The sequence below is a fragment of the Tenacibaculum sp. 190524A02b genome (genome assembly GCF_964036645.1).
Lineage (GTDB): Bacteria > Bacteroidota > Bacteroidia > Flavobacteriales > Flavobacteriaceae > Polaribacter > Polaribacter vairaonense.
Genome location: NZ_OZ038525.1, coordinates 2,384,650 through 2,400,131, shown reverse-complemented (window position 1 = coordinate 2,400,131; position 15,482 = coordinate 2,384,650). Strand labels below are relative to the sequence as shown.

At 29.0% G+C, this 15,482-nt stretch carries 15 protein-coding genes; 5 read left to right on the top strand and 10 right to left on the bottom strand.

Translation table 11 applies throughout. From position 1 onward, the window contains the following. Positions 1 to 2: 2 nt before the first annotated feature. Together ABNT65_RS09670 and ABNT65_RS09665 are read right to left on the bottom strand one after the other, a co-directional pair. Positions 3 to 662, bottom strand: a complete 660-nt coding sequence (locus tag ABNT65_RS09670) for a diphthine--ammonia ligase (protein WP_348747769.1) — start codon at positions 660 to 662, stop codon at positions 3 to 5. Between the two features lie 2 nt (positions 663 to 664). Beyond that, the gene (locus ABNT65_RS09665; protein ID WP_348704394.1) at positions 665 to 1,123 is read right to left on the bottom strand and encodes an Lrp/AsnC ligand binding domain-containing protein; all 459 of its coding nucleotides are present in this window, start codon (positions 1,121 to 1,123) and stop codon (positions 665 to 667) included. Positions 1,124 to 1,274: 151 nt separating this feature from the next. On the opposite strand from ABNT65_RS09665, the gene ABNT65_RS09660 reads away from it, so the two are divergent. Beyond that, positions 1,275 to 2,081, top strand: a complete 807-nt coding sequence (locus tag ABNT65_RS09660) for a DUF1338 domain-containing protein (RefSeq protein WP_348747768.1) — start codon at positions 1,275 to 1,277, stop codon at positions 2,079 to 2,081. Between the two features lie 230 nt (positions 2,082 to 2,311). Here ABNT65_RS09660 and ABNT65_RS09655 read toward each other — a convergent pair whose 3' ends face one another. From ABNT65_RS09655 to ABNT65_RS09635, 5 genes are all read right to left on the bottom strand, one after another. Next, complete coding sequence (locus ABNT65_RS09655) at positions 2,312 to 2,623, bottom strand: hypothetical protein (RefSeq protein WP_348704396.1); 312 nt, start codon at positions 2,621 to 2,623, stop codon at positions 2,312 to 2,314. 272 nt (positions 2,624 to 2,895) lie between these two features. Continuing rightward, positions 2,896 to 3,927 carry a T9SS type A sorting domain-containing protein gene (locus ABNT65_RS09650; protein ID WP_348704397.1) on the bottom strand — a complete coding sequence of 344 codons (1,032 nt, stop codon included), beginning with the start codon at positions 3,925 to 3,927 and terminating at the stop codon, positions 2,896 to 2,898. A 33-nt stretch (positions 3,928 to 3,960) separates the two neighbouring features. After that, positions 3,961 to 4,989 carry a T9SS type A sorting domain-containing protein gene (locus tag ABNT65_RS09645; protein WP_348704398.1) on the bottom strand — a complete coding sequence of 343 codons (1,029 nt, stop codon included), beginning with the start codon at positions 4,987 to 4,989 and terminating at the stop codon, positions 3,961 to 3,963. Positions 4,990 to 5,128: 139 nt separating this feature from the next. Then, on the bottom strand, positions 5,129 to 6,241 hold the full coding sequence (locus tag ABNT65_RS09640) for a WD40/YVTN/BNR-like repeat-containing protein (protein WP_348704399.1): 1,113 nt from the start codon (positions 6,239 to 6,241) through the stop codon (positions 5,129 to 5,131). Between the two features lie 264 nt (positions 6,242 to 6,505). Further along, positions 6,506 to 7,411, bottom strand: coding sequence for a helix-turn-helix domain-containing protein (locus ABNT65_RS09635; protein WP_348704400.1), 906 nt, complete (start codon positions 7,409 to 7,411; stop codon positions 6,506 to 6,508). Between the two features lie 196 nt (positions 7,412 to 7,607). Between ABNT65_RS09635 and ABNT65_RS09630 the strand changes: the two genes are divergently transcribed. Continuing rightward, on the top strand, positions 7,608 to 10,109 hold the full coding sequence (locus ABNT65_RS09630; protein WP_348704401.1) for a M14 family metallopeptidase: 2,502 nt from the start codon (positions 7,608 to 7,610) through the stop codon (positions 10,107 to 10,109). Positions 10,110 to 10,119: 10 nt separating this feature from the next. After that, positions 10,120 to 10,443 (top strand): hypothetical protein, encoded by a 324-nt coding sequence (locus ABNT65_RS09625; RefSeq protein WP_348704402.1) that lies wholly within the window; start codon positions 10,120 to 10,122, stop codon positions 10,441 to 10,443. Between the two features lie 90 nt (positions 10,444 to 10,533). On the opposite strand, the gene ABNT65_RS09620 is transcribed toward ABNT65_RS09625, so the two are convergent. Together ABNT65_RS09620 and ABNT65_RS09615 are read right to left on the bottom strand one after the other, a co-directional pair. Then, positions 10,534 to 12,540: a T9SS type B sorting domain-containing protein gene (locus ABNT65_RS09620; protein ID WP_348747767.1), complete on the bottom strand. Its 2,007-nt coding sequence runs from the start codon at positions 12,538 to 12,540 to the stop codon at positions 10,534 to 10,536. A gap of 249 nt (positions 12,541 to 12,789) precedes the next feature. Continuing rightward, positions 12,790 to 13,038, bottom strand: a complete 249-nt coding sequence (locus ABNT65_RS09615) for a hypothetical protein (RefSeq protein WP_348747766.1) — start codon at positions 13,036 to 13,038, stop codon at positions 12,790 to 12,792. Between the two features lie 140 nt (positions 13,039 to 13,178). Between ABNT65_RS09615 and ABNT65_RS09610 the strand changes: the two genes are divergently transcribed. Beyond that, entirely contained in the window at positions 13,179 to 13,334 is a 156-nt protein-coding gene (locus tag ABNT65_RS09610; RefSeq protein WP_348704404.1) for a YqaE/Pmp3 family membrane protein, read from the top strand. A gap of 93 nt (positions 13,335 to 13,427) precedes the next feature. Then, entirely contained in the window at positions 13,428 to 13,778 is a 351-nt protein-coding gene (locus tag ABNT65_RS09605; RefSeq protein ID WP_348747765.1) for a hypothetical protein, read from the top strand. Positions 13,779 to 13,814: 36 nt separating this feature from the next. On the opposite strand, the gene pafA is transcribed toward ABNT65_RS09605, so the two are convergent. Then, a complete protein-coding gene (gene pafA / locus ABNT65_RS09600) occupies positions 13,815 to 15,455 on the bottom strand; it encodes an alkaline phosphatase PafA (protein WP_348738005.1) in 1,641 nt (546 codons plus the stop codon). Positions 15,456 to 15,482: the final 27 nt, after the last annotated feature.

The following is a 15,482-nucleotide window of genomic DNA, read 5'->3' as shown; positions in this document are numbered from 1 at the left end:
GGTTAACCTTTAGGGTTAGAAGGTTGAATGTCTAGATAATAATAGGCATCTGTTTCTATAACTTCTGAAAACTCTTTTGTTATAGGTTTTTTAAAATAAGGAGTATTTAATACCATGCTATGGTATTCTCCATTTTCTCCGCAAATATCTATATTTAATTTTTTTAATTCCGTTATTGTTTCTTTATTTAGTTCTTTACCAACCCATTCTTTTGTGAAAAAAGGTTTTTTAACTAATGAAAAAATAACATGAAATTTATTTTTTATGAGTTGTTCTAATAAATAAGTTCTAGGCTTTTTCCATAGCGGATTGTAAACAAGCATCCCTGATTTTTCACTACATTTTTCTATCCAATGGTCATGATTTTCAATCTCATCAATATCACCAGTAATTAAGGCGTTGATTTGGTATTCTTTTTTTAAGAAAGCAATTTGATTTTCATAACTTTCTTGCATAGGTGGTTTAACAGTTAATAGTAGATGAGGTAAACCTATTGCTTTAACTTGTTCTTGTATTAATGATAAATTATGGGCTTTGAAACTAGCTTTTTCTGGGGCAAAAGTTACTAGATGTGTTATTATGTAATTGGCTTCTAAACCTTTTAAAAAAGCCAAAGCACAGTCTTTACCACCAGTCCATAAAATAGCAGCGTTATTTTTCATAATTAGTCAATTAAAACATTTCGTTTAAAACAAGTGTCAAAACAAATAAAAGTATCAGTTCCGGCTACTCCATTTATTAAATGAACTTTATCGTATAGTATTTTTTGTAAATGTTCATTGTCTCGGGCAAAAATTAAAATAAAAATAGCATAGTTACCAGAAACAAAATTACATTCAGTTATTTCATCAATCTTTTTTAATTCTTCCATCACACTTTTAGCAAACCTAGCTTCACGTAGTCTAATGCCCGTGTAGGATTTTGTTTTGTAACCTAGTTTTTTTTCATCAAGTACAAATTCGGCATTTTTTATCACGCCTTCATTACTTAGTTTTTTTATTCTTTGATGTATTAAAGAATTAGAAACATTAAGTTCTTCAGCTATTTGAGAATAGGCTTTTCTAGCGTCTAAACGTAGTTTTGACAATATTTGTTGGTCTATATAGTCAAATTGATTATCCATGAGGTAAATTTATAGTGAATGAAAATCAAATTTTTGTTTTTTGTTATTTTAAAAGTATATTTGATATAAAATACCTTTGTAAAGTGTAAAATTACTTATAAAAAGATGTTTTTGAAAGTAATATGATTTATTTTTACTGAAAATTTTAACCATGGATACAGCACAAATATTCGATAAGTTATGGAAAGAGTACACTGAGCGTACTCCTTCTGCCCAAAAGATTAAAGATTTATTTATAAATAAAGGAAATGAAGTATATAATGATCATGTTGCATTTAGAACCTTTGATGATGAGCGTGTAAATATAGAGGTGTTAGCTACTCCTTTTATAGAGGCTGGTTATGAAGAAAAAGGAGATTATGTTTTTGAAGCTAAAAAATTATATGCAAAGCATTTTGAGCATAAAACAGATAAAAATGCTCCTAGAGTGTTTATTAGTCAGTTAAAGACGAAGGAGTTTTCAGAAGATTTACAGGCAACTGTTAAACGATTGATGGATGGTTTATCTAAAGAAGATTTAGATGCTGCTACGTTAGTTTTTAAAGGACGTTTATGGGAGCAACCAAGTTTTGAGGTATATGAGAAGTTACAAAAAGAAAGTGAATATGCAGCTTGGTTATATGTAAATGGTTTTTGTTCTAACCACTTTACAGTAGATGTTAATAAATTAGATACATTTAACTCTTTACAAGAAGTAAATACATTTTTAAAAGATAATGGTTATAAAATGAATACTTCTGGGGGGGAAATTAAAGGAACTCCAGAGCAGTTTTTAGAGCAATCAAGTGTATTGGCTGATCGTATTCCTGTAGCATTTCAGGAAACTACTAAAGAAATTACTTCTTGTTATTATGAATTTGCTTTCCGTCATCCAATGAAAAGCGGTGAGTTATATTCTGGTTTTATTGCTGGTTCAGCAGATAAAATCTTTGAAAGTACGGATATGAAGTTGCAATAAAATAATTATTGTTTCACATCAAATATCAAATAGTTATATAGGAAAAAAGGTTGTTTTTTAACAACCTTTTTTATTTCTCATTCTTCTTCTATTGGAGGGAGGACTCCAGTATTTATGAGTTTTTTGAGTCTAACTATTGTTAATGTATGTAGTTATTGAATAAACTAAAAAAAGATGGTAGGCAAATAATTAGTAACTAGAAAATTTACCTATCCATCTCGGTCTATGAACTATCTGCTTATATTATTATTTTTTTTACGTTTAATATTTCTGCTAGCTCTGTTTTGAGCCTTTTGCAAACGAGCTCTTTCTTTAACGGTAACTTTACCATCTTTTTTAGCTCTTTTTTCCATTTTACGTACTTTAGCTTGTTGCTTAGCTAATTGTTTGGTTTCTTTTTTGGTTAATTCACCACTTTTTACGCCGTTAACTATTCGAGTTTTTTGCTTTTTTTGTCTTTTATCAACTCTAGGAGTATTTTGACTATATGCTAATCCACTAAAAGCAAAACTTACTGCTAAAAACAAAACTTTTACATTCATACTATTTCAATTTTAAGTTATCTATACACTTAGACCTTGGAAGTTGTAAAAAGTTTTAAAGAAGATTGTTTTTTTGAAAATATTCTTTTCAATTACTTGATACTTTAGGGGTAAGTTTTTGATTTTTAGTATTTTTTTTGTCCAGAGTGTTAAAAATATATTCCTACTAGATATTGGTGAGTTAATAAGGAAGATTCATAAAAAAACTCGTAAAAAAGGATTAGTTTATTACGAGTAAGTTTATGTTAGAAAAGGAATAATAAACAGAGTTACTATTGCTTTATGAATTTTTTAGTAATTTGTTTATTTGGGAGTTGTATTTTTAGGAAATACATGCCTGAAGATAAGTTAGATGTATTTATACTTTGATCATCTAAAGTTGCAGGAATGTTTTGCCCGTTACTATTATAAAGTTGAATTTCTTCTATATTTTCTGTTGTTTTTAAAGTAATCTTTTCAGTAGCTATTGTAGGGAATAGGGTTAACGGTTTTTGAGAAATAAATTCTTTAGTAGAAAGTGTACATCCACTATAATTAGTATTATTATCTTTTAACCACTTATTACTGTTTAAAGGGCAAAAACCATCGTCAACTTTTATTAAAGGGAAAGTGCCTGAATTATATCTTACATCGAAAACAATTCCAAAATAGCCACCAACTTTAGCGGAAAAATTAACATTATTTCCGTTTTTAATAGTTAAGAATATTAACCTGTTTTCTTTTAGATAGAGTTGAGATAACTTGGAGTTGCTTGATAAATCTAATGAGGTAAATTGATTACGATTAGCGTCTAGATATTCTAGTTGATTAAGTTCTTTTAAATTAATACGGTTTTCATTTAATAAATTGTCATTACATTTTAAGCGGCCTATCTGCAAAGGGAGCTTTAAGTTGGCTATTAAATTTATAGAACAATCTAAATATGATAGTCTAGGTAGCATAGAAACATCTAATTCAGTAAGAAGATTGTTGTTAATTTTTATAAACCTTAACTTTTTATTGTTACTAAGATTTACATTTTCTTTAGTTAGTAAGTTATTACTAACATTTAAAACTTGAAGTTTTACAAAAGCTTCAATGCCTTTTAGGGAAATTATTTTTTTATCTGGACATGAAATACCTCCACCATAACTTTGAGCTTCGGAAAGTTGTATTTCATTATCTCCATTTGAGTTTATTAGTGTATTGGATAATAAATAGTTTTTGAAATTAGTGTCAGGAATGCTTACTATTTCATTTGCTTTTAGGGTATTTATAGAAGTGGTTATAAAAAGGGATAGGATAAAGTAGATGTGCTTGTTCATTTAAATTTTTGGTTTAAATTTTATAAATGTGGGTTATTGTTTGATGAACTTTTTAATAATGTATTGGTTGTTTACTTTTATTTTTAAAAAATAAATTCCAGATGACAAATAACTTGTGTCAACTGTATTTTTATTTAGCTTTACAGATAGAGTTTGCCCGTTACTATTGTTGATTTCAATATTATGTATGGTTTCATTAGTGTTGATGTGTAATTTATCGGTAGTAATAGTAGGGTGTATTTCAATTCTATTTTTTAAGGTATACTCATATGAAGAAAGCGTACATTTTTCACTGTATTCAGTATAATTATCCTTAAGCCAACTTCCATCATTAGGAGGGCAGAAACTAGTATCTATGTTAATGGCTCTTGATTTATCAATATTGTTAAGAGAAGCATCAAAAACAACTCCATTATATTCATCTACAATGGTTGAAAAATTATGATTATTTCCATTAGCAATGTTTAAAGAAGTTAATCTATTTCCCTTTAAATATAGTTGTTTTAGTTTTTTGTTTTTTGATAGGTCTAATGTTATAAATCTATTGTAATTTGCGTCTAAATAAAGTAAGTTTTCAAGCTCTTGTATATTGTTAAAATAGGTATTTAAAAGATTGTTGTCACATTTAAGCCCTTCTAACTGTTGAGGTAATTTTAAACTTGTTAAGCTGTTTGAAGAACAATCTAAGTATTCCAATTTATCTAACATGGATACGTCTAATTGGGTTAATAGATTATTACTCAAATTTGTCAGTTGTAGTTTTTTGTTATCACTTAAATCAACGGTGTGATTAATTAAAAGGTTATCGTTAAAGTTTATGGCAATTATATTTTTAAAAGCTTCTATTCCTTTTAAGTTAGTAATGTTACATTTAATACATACTAACGCATTTCTATAATTTTGAGCTTCTGATATTTGTATTTCACTATCTTTATTTGTGTTTATGTTGTGGTTGTTGACTAAATAGTTTTTAAAGTTAGCATCTGGAATGTTTACATTTTGTGCTATACTAAAAGTTGTTATGGATAATAGGAGTAAAAAGTAGTAATAGTGTTTTTGCATTTTAAGTTTACTTTATAGGTTGTGAAATTTTAAGAGGAAAACAAACTTTTTAATAGCAAGGGCGATAGTCAAGGGGTTAATTTCCCTATTCCTTACATTGGGGTAGTTTATTAGTATTGAGTTACCAATACAAAGTATTTTATTGATTAATTGGTATAAGTGCTATTTTAACTAATAATCCGTTGTAGCCAACAGCGTAAAAAGTATGTATATCTAAAGAAGTAATATCATTCCATCCAGCAGTAACATATTCATGTGCAATTCTATGCCATGTTTTTCCTTGGTCTTTTGAGATTGAGATAAACTCTCCTTCAGATAAGTTGTTAGATTTATTCCTTCCTACAGTAATAATTGTGTTTTCTTCCATAGTTACGGCAGTCAATTTATTATCTGCTTTATAATCAATTTTCTGCCAAATTTTAGTGTCAGAGTTATAGCTATGCATAGCGCCTTTTTCAGTAGTTGCATTTGTGATACCATTATTTCCTACGGTTAAAAGGAAGTTGTTTTTAATGACTACATCCATAAATTTAGCAGATTCATTTAATTTAGCAACATCCCAAAAATCATTTTGTCTAATAGTTATTTTACCATTAGTCCAAGTACCACCCGAAAAGACTAAAGTGTTAGTAGGAGGGAAATAATGAATAGAAGTAAATGAATTGTTTTCTAGAACCTTGTTAAAATTAAGGTCAGGATTTGTATTCTCTTTTTCAAGGTCTAACCATGTTAGTCCATTGTTGGTAGTTTTTAAAATAAATCCTTTAGCTGTATTATTTTTTGATCCTACAATATAAGCTTCATTGTTTTTAGTAAACTTAATAGCATTCATGTAGTATCCTTTATTTTTAAAATCGGAATTAACTGACCATGTTGTACCACCGTTTATTGAAGATAGGATAGTGCCATTACCAGCAACGCAATAAATTTCATTTTTATTTTTTATAGAAATATCATTGATTAAAAGTTCATTGTTTTCATAAACTTTAATCCAAGTATTTCCACCATCTGTAGTTTTAAGGATCTCACTATTTTTGTCAGGATATACTTTACCAGCTACTATAAAACCATTCTTAGCGTCTATAAACTGAATACGATTCAGAGGTAGGTTGCTAGGAGTTTTAATAGGTGTTAATGTTACGTTATAGTTGTTTGAGTTATCATTGTTATTTGCAGGTGTATTATTGCTGTCAGAACAGTTGATTAGTATAATAGTAAAAAAGATTAGGGGTATATTTTGTAGTAGTTTCATGATTTAGGTATATGGTTTTGTATATAGTTGTTTTTTACCTATTATAGGTAGAGTGTATTGTAAAATGATAGGCGTAAAGAGCCTAATTTATTATTCATAATAAATTGGTTTTTGATTATTAGTAACCCAATATTTGAGCTAGATAAAGGAAGGGAGATAGTGATGCTAGTTTATAACAAAACTTACATTATAAAGGCAAATTTATTTGTAAAAAAAGAGGTGTAATTTTACAAATCAATCTAAAAATGGTAAAAATCAATCCAACTATTTTTCGTTAACAAATACAGAAGGAGATTTACCAGTATGTTTTTTAAAAAATCGAGTAAAATAAGAAGGGTCAGTAAAACCTAAAGTATAGCCAATTTCTTGAATACTAAGGTTAGATTGTTTTAAAAGCACTTTTGCTCCCATTATAAGACTTTCATTCATCCACATTTTAGTACTTTTTCCTGTAAACTGTTTTACTGTTTTATTTAGATGGTTAGGAGAAACTCCTAGCTTAGAAGCATAAAAAGTAATACTTTGTTCCTTAGTATTATAATCCATCAGTAGTTGTTTAAAGTCATTAACCAATTTGGTTTGTCTGTTTATAACATTTTTTTCGATAGGTTGATGTGGAAGTTGGTCGTTTATTTCATACAAAACACTTAATAAATAGGCTCGTATTTTTTTAGGTGAATAGTCATGTAAATAAGAATAATGCATTCTTTTTAAACTACTAGTCATGGTTGCAATAGCATCAGCATCTAATGTAATGGCATTTGATTCCATGAAATTATTTAATGGTAAAAAATCTTGCATGACTTTAGTTGTGAATTTTGACTGTATTAAAAAATCAATGTTAAAATGACAATAGAAGCCTTCTATATCATCTGAAAAGTAATCTACCGCAGCAATTTGATCTTGTAACCATATATGTGCTTGTCCTTTTTTTATGGTTACTTGATTTAAGTTACATTTTTTTTTCATCTCTCCTTTAGTAACAAGATATACTTGTGTAATTGAACGTCTATAAAATGGAACTGGTAATAGCATAAGGTTTTTAAATGCTTTAAAAGGTGCAATGAAAAAATTATCAGCATCTTCCCTAAATAAAAGATCGGGATTTTTAGTATTGGTAAAAAACTGAGACTTAAAATCAGAGGTTGAGAAATGCGGAACAGATTCCATAGTTTATCTTATCAAATTTGATTAGATAAAAATAAAATTAGCCTATGATTTTAACATGAAAAAAAATGTTAAAGTAATGTTAGAGTTAATATAGTATTGTTTTTTTTCTTTCTTAAAAGTGCTTAAAATTTTAAATAGTTAGTTAAATCAAGTCTATCATTGGTATATTTGCTTTTCTATCAAACTAATATCAAACATGAAAAAGGTACTACTTATACTTTTATTGATTTCTAAAATTACATTTTCACAGAACAAAGTTGACTTATCTTATTATTTACCTACCAGTGTAAGTTATAATAAAAGTATTCCAACTCCTAAATCTGTGATAGGACATGAAGTAGGTGAGTGGCATATTACACATGATAAGCTTGTGATGTATATGAAAGTGCTGGCAGAAAAATCTGATAGAATTACTTTAGAAGAACGAGGAAAAACATTTGAAGGAAGACCTTTGTTGTTGTTGAAAATAACAAGTCCTATAAATCATCAGAATATTGAAAGTATACGAAAAGAACATATTGAGGCGACCAATAATACATCAATAAATGTTTCAAATTTGCCAATTGTAGTGTATCAAGGTTTCTCTATTCATGGAAATGAAGCTAGTGGGTCTAATGCGGCATTGGCTTTAGCCTATTATTTAGCTGCTGCTGAAGGAAATGAAATAGAAGAGCTGTTGAGAAATACGGTTATTTTATTTGATTCTTGTTTAAACCCTGATGGACTTCAACGTTTTGCATATTGGGCAAATACTAATAAGGCTACTATTATTAATCCAGATCCTAATGATAGAGAATACCATGAAGTATGGCCAGGAGGAAGAACTAACCATTATTGGTTTGATATGAATAGAGATTGGTTACCTGTTCAGTTACCAGAAAGTCAAGCAAGAATAAAAACTTTTCACGAATGGCTACCTAATATTTTAACAGATCATCATGAAATGGGAACTAATTCTACTTTCTTTTTTCAACCAGGAATACCAACAAGGACAAATCAATTAACTCCAAAGTTAAATCAAGAGCTGACAAAAGAAATAGGAACGTATCATGCAAAAGCTTTTGATAAAATAGGTTCGTTATATTACTCAGAAGAAGATTATGATGACTTTTATTATGGAAAAGGTTCAACTTTTCCAGATATTAATGGAAGTATTGGAATTTTATTTGAGCAAGGGAGTTCAAGAGGACACGCGCAGGAAAGTGATAATGGAATTTTAACGTTTCCATTTACGATTAGAAATCAGTTTACGGCAGCATTATCTACATTAGAAGCTGCTCAGAAAATGCGTGTTAAAATTTTAAAATATCAACAAAACTTTTATTACGGATCAAGAAAAGAAGCTAAAAATGAAGTACTTGTTTTTGGTGATGAAAAAAATGCAGCTAAAACAAATCATTTAGCTACAGTTTTAAAAAGACATCAAATAAAAATACACGAATTAGCACAAGATGTAAAAAGAAATGGGAAAAAATTTAAAGTAGGTTATAGTTATGTAGTACCAATGAATCAGAAAAATAAACGATTAATTGAAGCAATTTTTGATGTAAGAAAAACATTTAAAGACAGCTTGTTTTATGATGTTTCTGCTTGGACATTTAATCATGCTTTTGGTGTTGATTTAATAAAAGAACAATCCCTTAAACTCTTAGGGAAAGAAGTGGTAACTATAGAAAAAAAGAAAGGGAGAGTCATAGAGAGAAGTGAAGTAGGTTATTTAATGGGATGGAATGAATATTATACTCCGAAGGCATTACATAAAATATTATCCAAAGGAATTAGAGCTAAGGTTGGGATGAAGGAATTTACCAATGGAGGAAAAACATATGATTATGGAACAATTTTTATTCCTACTCAAAATCAAAAATTATCTAGTGTTAACTTGTTTAAGTTTCTAGAACAAGTAGCTGAATCTTCTAATGTAAGAATAGCAGGTGTTTCTAGCGGTCTTAATAATGGAGCTGATTTAGGTAGTAGGAACTTTAAAATAATAAAGAATCCGAAAATAGCAATGTTGGTCGGAAATGGAATAACTAGTTATGATGCTGGTGAAATATGGCATTTATTAGATCAACGTTATCATACAAAGGTAACCAAGTTAGATACAAATTATTTATCTAAGATTGACTTGTCTAGATACACTACTATTATTATACCAAATAGTTCTAGTTTAAGTAGTACAACATTACAGAAGTTAAAAATTTGGGTAAGAAACGGAGGTATATTAATAGGGTATAGAAATGCAGTAAAGATGCTTGCTGAGAATGGTTTACTTAAGGTAGTGTTTAATAAGCCTGAATCGACTACAGTTAAAGATGTTTCTTTCGAAAGTAAAAAAATGTTATCTGGCGCTCAGGTAATTGGCGGTGCTATTTTTGAAGCTAAACTTGATCGTTCACATCCTATAAATTTTGGGTATAAAAATGATAAAATAGCTATGTTTAGAAATACAACCCTATTTATGAAAGCTGATAAAAAAAGTTTTAATAATCCAATTCAATATACAAATGCTCCTTTGTTAAGCGGTTATGTTTCAAAGGAAAACCTAAAAGCTTTAAAAAATACGGTACCTTTTAAAGTACAGAGGTATGGAACTGGAAAAATAATTGGATTTACTGATAATACCAATTTTAGGGCGTTTTGGTACGGAACCAATAAATTATTAATGAATGCGATTTTCTTTGGTGAACTGATGTAGCTTTTTTAAAATGAAAGAGGATTCAAGAGTGTATTGGAAAAAAATAATTCAAAAAGAAAAAAGAAACACTGTTATTAAAGTATTCATAGGGTTAAAAGCTATAATAGGTGGTGTTTTTGTCACGTACTTATTTTTTACAGGTTATTTTCAATTTGTAGGTTTGGAAACTTCAACTGTAAAGGGAAATGTAAAAAAGGCTACAATGTATCACTTAGGACATGGGTTATTTCAACAGCGAATAGCTGTCAGCTATTTTTTTGAAGGTAATGAATATTTAACTTATAAGTTGGTTTCAAATAGAGGTGGTGTAATTTCTCCTATTGACTCATCTTAATTTTAAGATGAAGGTTTTTGTAGAGTTTGCTATTAATAATCCAAAAGATGCTAAAGTGCATTTGAAAAGATAAAATGTAAAAGTGGTAAGTTAATACAGTAAAGAGAAGTGAGCTTTAAATTGTTGTGTAGCTCCATCTTTGTCTGTGAAGAATAAAACAAACCAATAATCATTTTTCGGAAGCTTTCTTCCATTATAAATTCCATTCCAACCTTTATCTTGTTTAGTGAGTATGCTTAAAGGCTTACCAAATCTATCAAATATTTGAATTCTAGGGTTTTTTAACTCATCGATGCCTATAATTTGCCATAGATCGTTATGACCATCTTCATTGGGGGTAAAAAAACGAGGATAATCTATAATTGTTATGCTATTATTAACTTCTCCACATCCATTTTCGTCTAAAACGTAAAAAATGTTTTGACCTGCAGGAACATTTTCAAAAATGTTACTTTTTTGATAAGCTCCATCATTTAATCTATATAAGTAGTTTCCTCTTCCAGATGTTTTTACTGTTACAACATGATTGTTAGCGAATAATTCAGAGTTTAAAATTAACTCTACCTTGTCAGGTTCTCCTGATGGGATAATCCTAGCTTCTTTGATAATTGAACAACCAGATGATATGGTTGTGACTTTAACCTTATAATCACCAGCTTGATTTATTTTTAAATTAGGAGAATTTATGCCTAAAGGTCTATTATTTAAAGACCATTCAAAGATGTGTTTTTTATTATCTAAATACGTATTTATTTCAGGAACATAAAAGTTTGTATCTGTTACTTTACATAAAAAATCATCTCTTATATTAAAATCAGCAGGAATATTAACTGTAATTTTAAAACGTTCTAGTTTATAACATTTAGAGTCGTTGTTGGTGATTTTAGCAAAAATATCATAGGACTGAATACCAGTAGTTATATAATTGTCTTTATCAAGGGGAATATTATTAATGGCATTATCACTTGAAGAATGATAAGTTACAGAATAATCAGTTTTAGGTAAAGTGCCTAATGTTATTTGGTCAAATAGTTTCAGCTGTATATTCGTTTTGTAATCAAAGTCTTCATCACAGAAAAATTGATCAGGGATTTTAGTTGTTGTATATGGGAATGTACCATTTAATACAATACGATCAGAAGGTGTTTTGGGACAAGAGTTAGAGGTGTAAGCCAAATAAAAATCAGATATAACCGCATTTTTTAAATCACCAATACTTATTTTGCCTTCATCATTAGGAGTATATTTAGCTGTTGGTATGTTTATTCCATCTATTTTATAGTTAACCAGGGTTTCTTCTCCAGGTACTAATCCCGAGATTATAATTTCACCATTATTCCCATCACAATTAGAAGGAGGTATAGAAGAAAAAACAGGATTTAAAGGTTTAATAGGTGGGCTTAATGTGTGAGTTGTTTTTAGGCTAGTAACACAACCGTTAAATGATATTTTAAAATCGGAATAGCTAGCTTCTCTTAGGTTTGTGAATTCAATATTTCCTATATTATCAGCAGTATAAGTGGCTTCTGGTATAAGTATACCATTTTCAGTATAACTTATATTATAACTTTCATTAGCTTCTAAGCCTGAAAAAAGTAAAGAACCATCACTTTTATTACATTCAGTTGGGTTTGAGGGTATTATATTTATAATTAAAGGTGTGAAAGTTTTGTCAATTTCTTTTAGAATATAATAGTAGACAAATGTTTTAGTTTCTTTTGGAGAAATATCACCTATATTAAAAGCTATTGACATTGCATAATCATCATACAAGCTAGCCCCAACCGTATTAGTTACAGATATACCATTCCATATGTCACTAGCATTTCTATTGCTAAAACCTCCAAAACTTACTTTAGCTCTAGGGTCATCAGAATAAAGACTTACATTAGAGCCATCTTGATCTTTTATACCCCCTACAGCTGGTTGATTAGAGGTAACTAAACTAATATTGTTTCCTACAGTTGACTGACTTATTATTTTAAGGTTGGTTTCATAGTTATCTGAAAGTGTTACATTGTTATCTGGGTCAACATTGTGCATAAAATAAACATTTTTTTTAACCACATCATCTGTATTAGTAATAGTGGTAATCATCTGTATGAAAAGGCCATTTTCAGTAACACTGTAAAATCGTTTTATACGTAATTTATCAACTTCTCCTGCCCATGATATTTGTGCGATGCTTTCAAAGCAATCTGACTCTATTTTTTCACTACTAATTACACCACCAGATATTTGATTAATACCAAATTCATTATTATTACTATAATTTTTACCATTTATTTCAACAGTAAAACCTTCTTCTGGTGCTCCAGGTGTAAAAAAGTCACCATCATAATCTACCTAGTTATCCTTTTGTGGATTAGCTATAAAACCAAATAAAAAATTTTCTTTTTCTCTATTGTTATGAAAAGTATCAGGTTTATTTCTTGTGTTACTTCCAAAAACTCCTTTTTTATTAATACCTATTTCAACATATTTACCTTTTGCCCATCCTTCATTTTCAATTAAATGTGCTTCAAGTTGTGAGTATAGATTGTATACTGTTGTAAAAAAAAAGAGAAAAGCTAATTTTAAGATTTTATTTTTCATAATATATTACTCTTCATAGTGATTTTCAGCAAAAGTAAACTTTTTTAAAAAATAAACAAGTTGAATTGTAATTTAAAAAGATGTGTAACAAAATTCTAATACAAGCGTCTTTATAGTATATTATAACCAAAAAAAGTACTATGAGTTTATTACGAGTATTATTAGCCATATTTTTTCCACCATTATCAGTAATAGGAAAAGGATGCGGTTCTATTGTTATTGTGTTTTTATTAACTCTTTGTGGATGGGTTCCAGGAGTTATTGGAGCTTTAGTTATTCTTAATAATCCTAATTAAAATAGTTTTTTTTGTAAGGATTTTAATGTTTTGTGACTTTTTATGTAGTAATGTGTCATAAAAATGTAATCAAGTTATAAAACAATAATTAAAATGAAAGCATTAAAAACCATAACAACAGTATCTTTTTTATTTACTATTATGCTATTTGCAGCGCCAACAATGTTTTCACAAGAGGTGATTGCAGGACATGGAATAGATCAAATATCTGAGTTGGATGTTGAAGATGAAAATTCACTTCATTTAAATATTACTAAAAAGGTAAAAAAGACTTCTTTAAAGAAGAAGAGGAAAGTTGTTAGAGAAAAGGTAGATGTAGAGCAAATAAAGAAAATGCTTGATAGAGGAAATAATTTAAGATTTAGAAAAAAACGAGATAACAATAAATGTTTTGTAGATAGAGATACAGACTGTAATAAAAACAAAAATAAAAACGCTCTATAGAGCGTTTTTATTTTACATGATTTCTAAATAAATTAGTTACTTAAGTACTTCGTCAACAACTTTTCCTGTAGTTCCATTGGGAAATTCAATTTCTAATAAATTAGCTATTGTAGGAGCAATATCAATAATATCATATTTCTTGTTAGAAGTACCTTGCTTTATTCCGTTTCCATAAAAAATCATAGGAATATGTGTGTCATACGAATATCCAGACCCATGAGTTGTTCCTTTTTTGGGGTAAATAATAGTTGAAGGGTTAGGGACTAATAACACATCACCAGAAAACTTTTGATTATACCCATTTTGTAGAGTGTTTAAAATCCCATTGGTAAATGTGGTTGTTTGTAGTGTTTTTGCTGTTACAGCCTTATATATTCCTTTGTAGTTGATAGCTTCACTAGCTATAGTTTGTGCAACCTCTTCATAATTTAATTTTAAACTTTTAATTTTCTCTTTATTTAAGAAAATTTGAAAGTTAGAAACATTTTCAATTAATTCTTCAGATTTAAAATACTCTTTAGTAATGTTATTCAAGTAATTTGTAAACTTAACAGGTTTAATATAGCCTGCTGGTATTTTAACAGATTGTAAATAAGCAGGCACTTGTGTAGCAGCATGATCGGCTGTTAAGAATATAGTGTAGTTACCTTGACCAACTTCGGTATCTAAAAAAGTAAAGAAATCAGCTAAGTCCTTATCTAAACGTAAATAAGTATCTTCAATTTCTTTAGAAGCTACTCCAAACTGATGTCCAACATAATCTGTAGAAGAATAACTAACCGCTAAGAAATCCGTGTATTCAGATTTTCCTAAGTTTTCACCAATAATGGCAGCTTTAGCAAAATCAGTAGTAAAAGAGTTTCCTGCAGGAATGGCTTTTAATATGTTATAATTTTTATTTTTACTTCTTAAAGAAGGAATATCATGAGGGAAAACAGGTTTTTCTTGTCCTTTAAAAGTAGCTTCAAACTCATTATCGTCAGCAATACTTTCAGTGTAGGTATTAATATCGTATAAAGTTTCCCATGGTTTATTAAGGTACTCATCCGCTTTTTTAGCATTGTTAAATTGAGTTACCCAACTAGGTAATTTATTCATATAGTAAGAAGAAGAAATCCACTGACCTTTAGAGCCACCATCAAACCAGTAAGCGGCATTTGCTGTATGCCCAGCAGGTAAAATAGCAGAACGATCTTTAATAGCAATTCCAATAGTTTTACCTTGCATATTTTGAGCCAAGTGCAGTTGATCTGTTATGGTAGTAGTTACCATTCTATACGGAGATTTTTTACCTCCTTCGCCATCATTACCAATAGTATTATATTTTTTATCATCAACACAGTAAATTGACTTTTTAGCATACTTGTCATACCAATGATTGCCAATGATACCATGATTAAAGGGAGTTGTACCTGTATAAATAGAAGTATGTCCTACAGCTGTATAAGTTGGAATGTAATTATAATGTGCATTCTCTAGAGAATATCCTTGGTTTAATAAACGTTTAAAACCATTTTTACTATATTTTTTAGCAAATCGTGTTAGGTAGTCGTACCTCATTTGGTCAACAACAATACCTACTACTAATTTAGTTTTTTTTATTGTAGTTTTTTGTTGAGGTTTACAAGCTGTTAGTAATATAATTACAATGCTTACAAATAGGAAGGTTTTTTTCATTTTAAATAGTGAATTATAAAATCACCA

Coding starts and splice junctions, on each gene's coding strand:
- ABNT65_RS09670 (WP_348747769.1), bottom strand. CDS start 662: ATGAAAAATAACGCTGCTATTTTATGGACTGGTGGTAAAGACTGTGCT.
- ABNT65_RS09665 (WP_348704394.1), bottom strand. CDS start 1,123: ATGGATAATCAATTTGACTATATAGACCAACAAATATTGTCAAAACTA.
- ABNT65_RS09660 (WP_348747768.1), top strand. CDS start 1,275: ATGGATACAGCACAAATATTCGATAAGTTATGGAAAGAGTACACTGAG.
- ABNT65_RS09655 (WP_348704396.1), bottom strand. CDS start 2,623: ATGAATGTAAAAGTTTTGTTTTTAGCAGTAAGTTTTGCTTTTAGTGGA.
- ABNT65_RS09650 (WP_348704397.1), bottom strand. CDS start 3,927: ATGAACAAGCACATCTACTTTATCCTATCCCTTTTTATAACCACTTCT.
- ABNT65_RS09645 (WP_348704398.1), bottom strand. CDS start 4,989: ATGCAAAAACACTATTACTACTTTTTACTCCTATTATCCATAACAACT.
- ABNT65_RS09640 (WP_348704399.1), bottom strand. CDS start 6,241: ATGAAACTACTACAAAATATACCCCTAATCTTTTTTACTATTATACTA.
- ABNT65_RS09635 (WP_348704400.1), bottom strand. CDS start 7,411: ATGGAATCTGTTCCGCATTTCTCAACCTCTGATTTTAAGTCTCAGTTT.
- ABNT65_RS09630 (WP_348704401.1), top strand. CDS start 7,608: ATGAAAAAGGTACTACTTATACTTTTATTGATTTCTAAAATTACATTT.
- ABNT65_RS09625 (WP_348704402.1), top strand. CDS start 10,120: ATGAAAGAGGATTCAAGAGTGTATTGGAAAAAAATAATTCAAAAAGAA.
- ABNT65_RS09620 (WP_348747767.1), bottom strand. CDS start 12,540: ATGATTACCACTATTACTAATACAGATGATGTGGTTAAAAAAAATGTT.
- ABNT65_RS09615 (WP_348747766.1), bottom strand. CDS start 13,038: ATGAAAAATAAAATCTTAAAATTAGCTTTTCTCTTTTTTTTTACAACA.
- ABNT65_RS09610 (WP_348704404.1), top strand. CDS start 13,179: ATGAGTTTATTACGAGTATTATTAGCCATATTTTTTCCACCATTATCA.
- ABNT65_RS09605 (WP_348747765.1), top strand. CDS start 13,428: ATGAAAGCATTAAAAACCATAACAACAGTATCTTTTTTATTTACTATT.
- pafA (WP_348738005.1), bottom strand. CDS start 15,455: ATGAAAAAAACCTTCCTATTTGTAAGCATTGTAATTATATTACTAACA.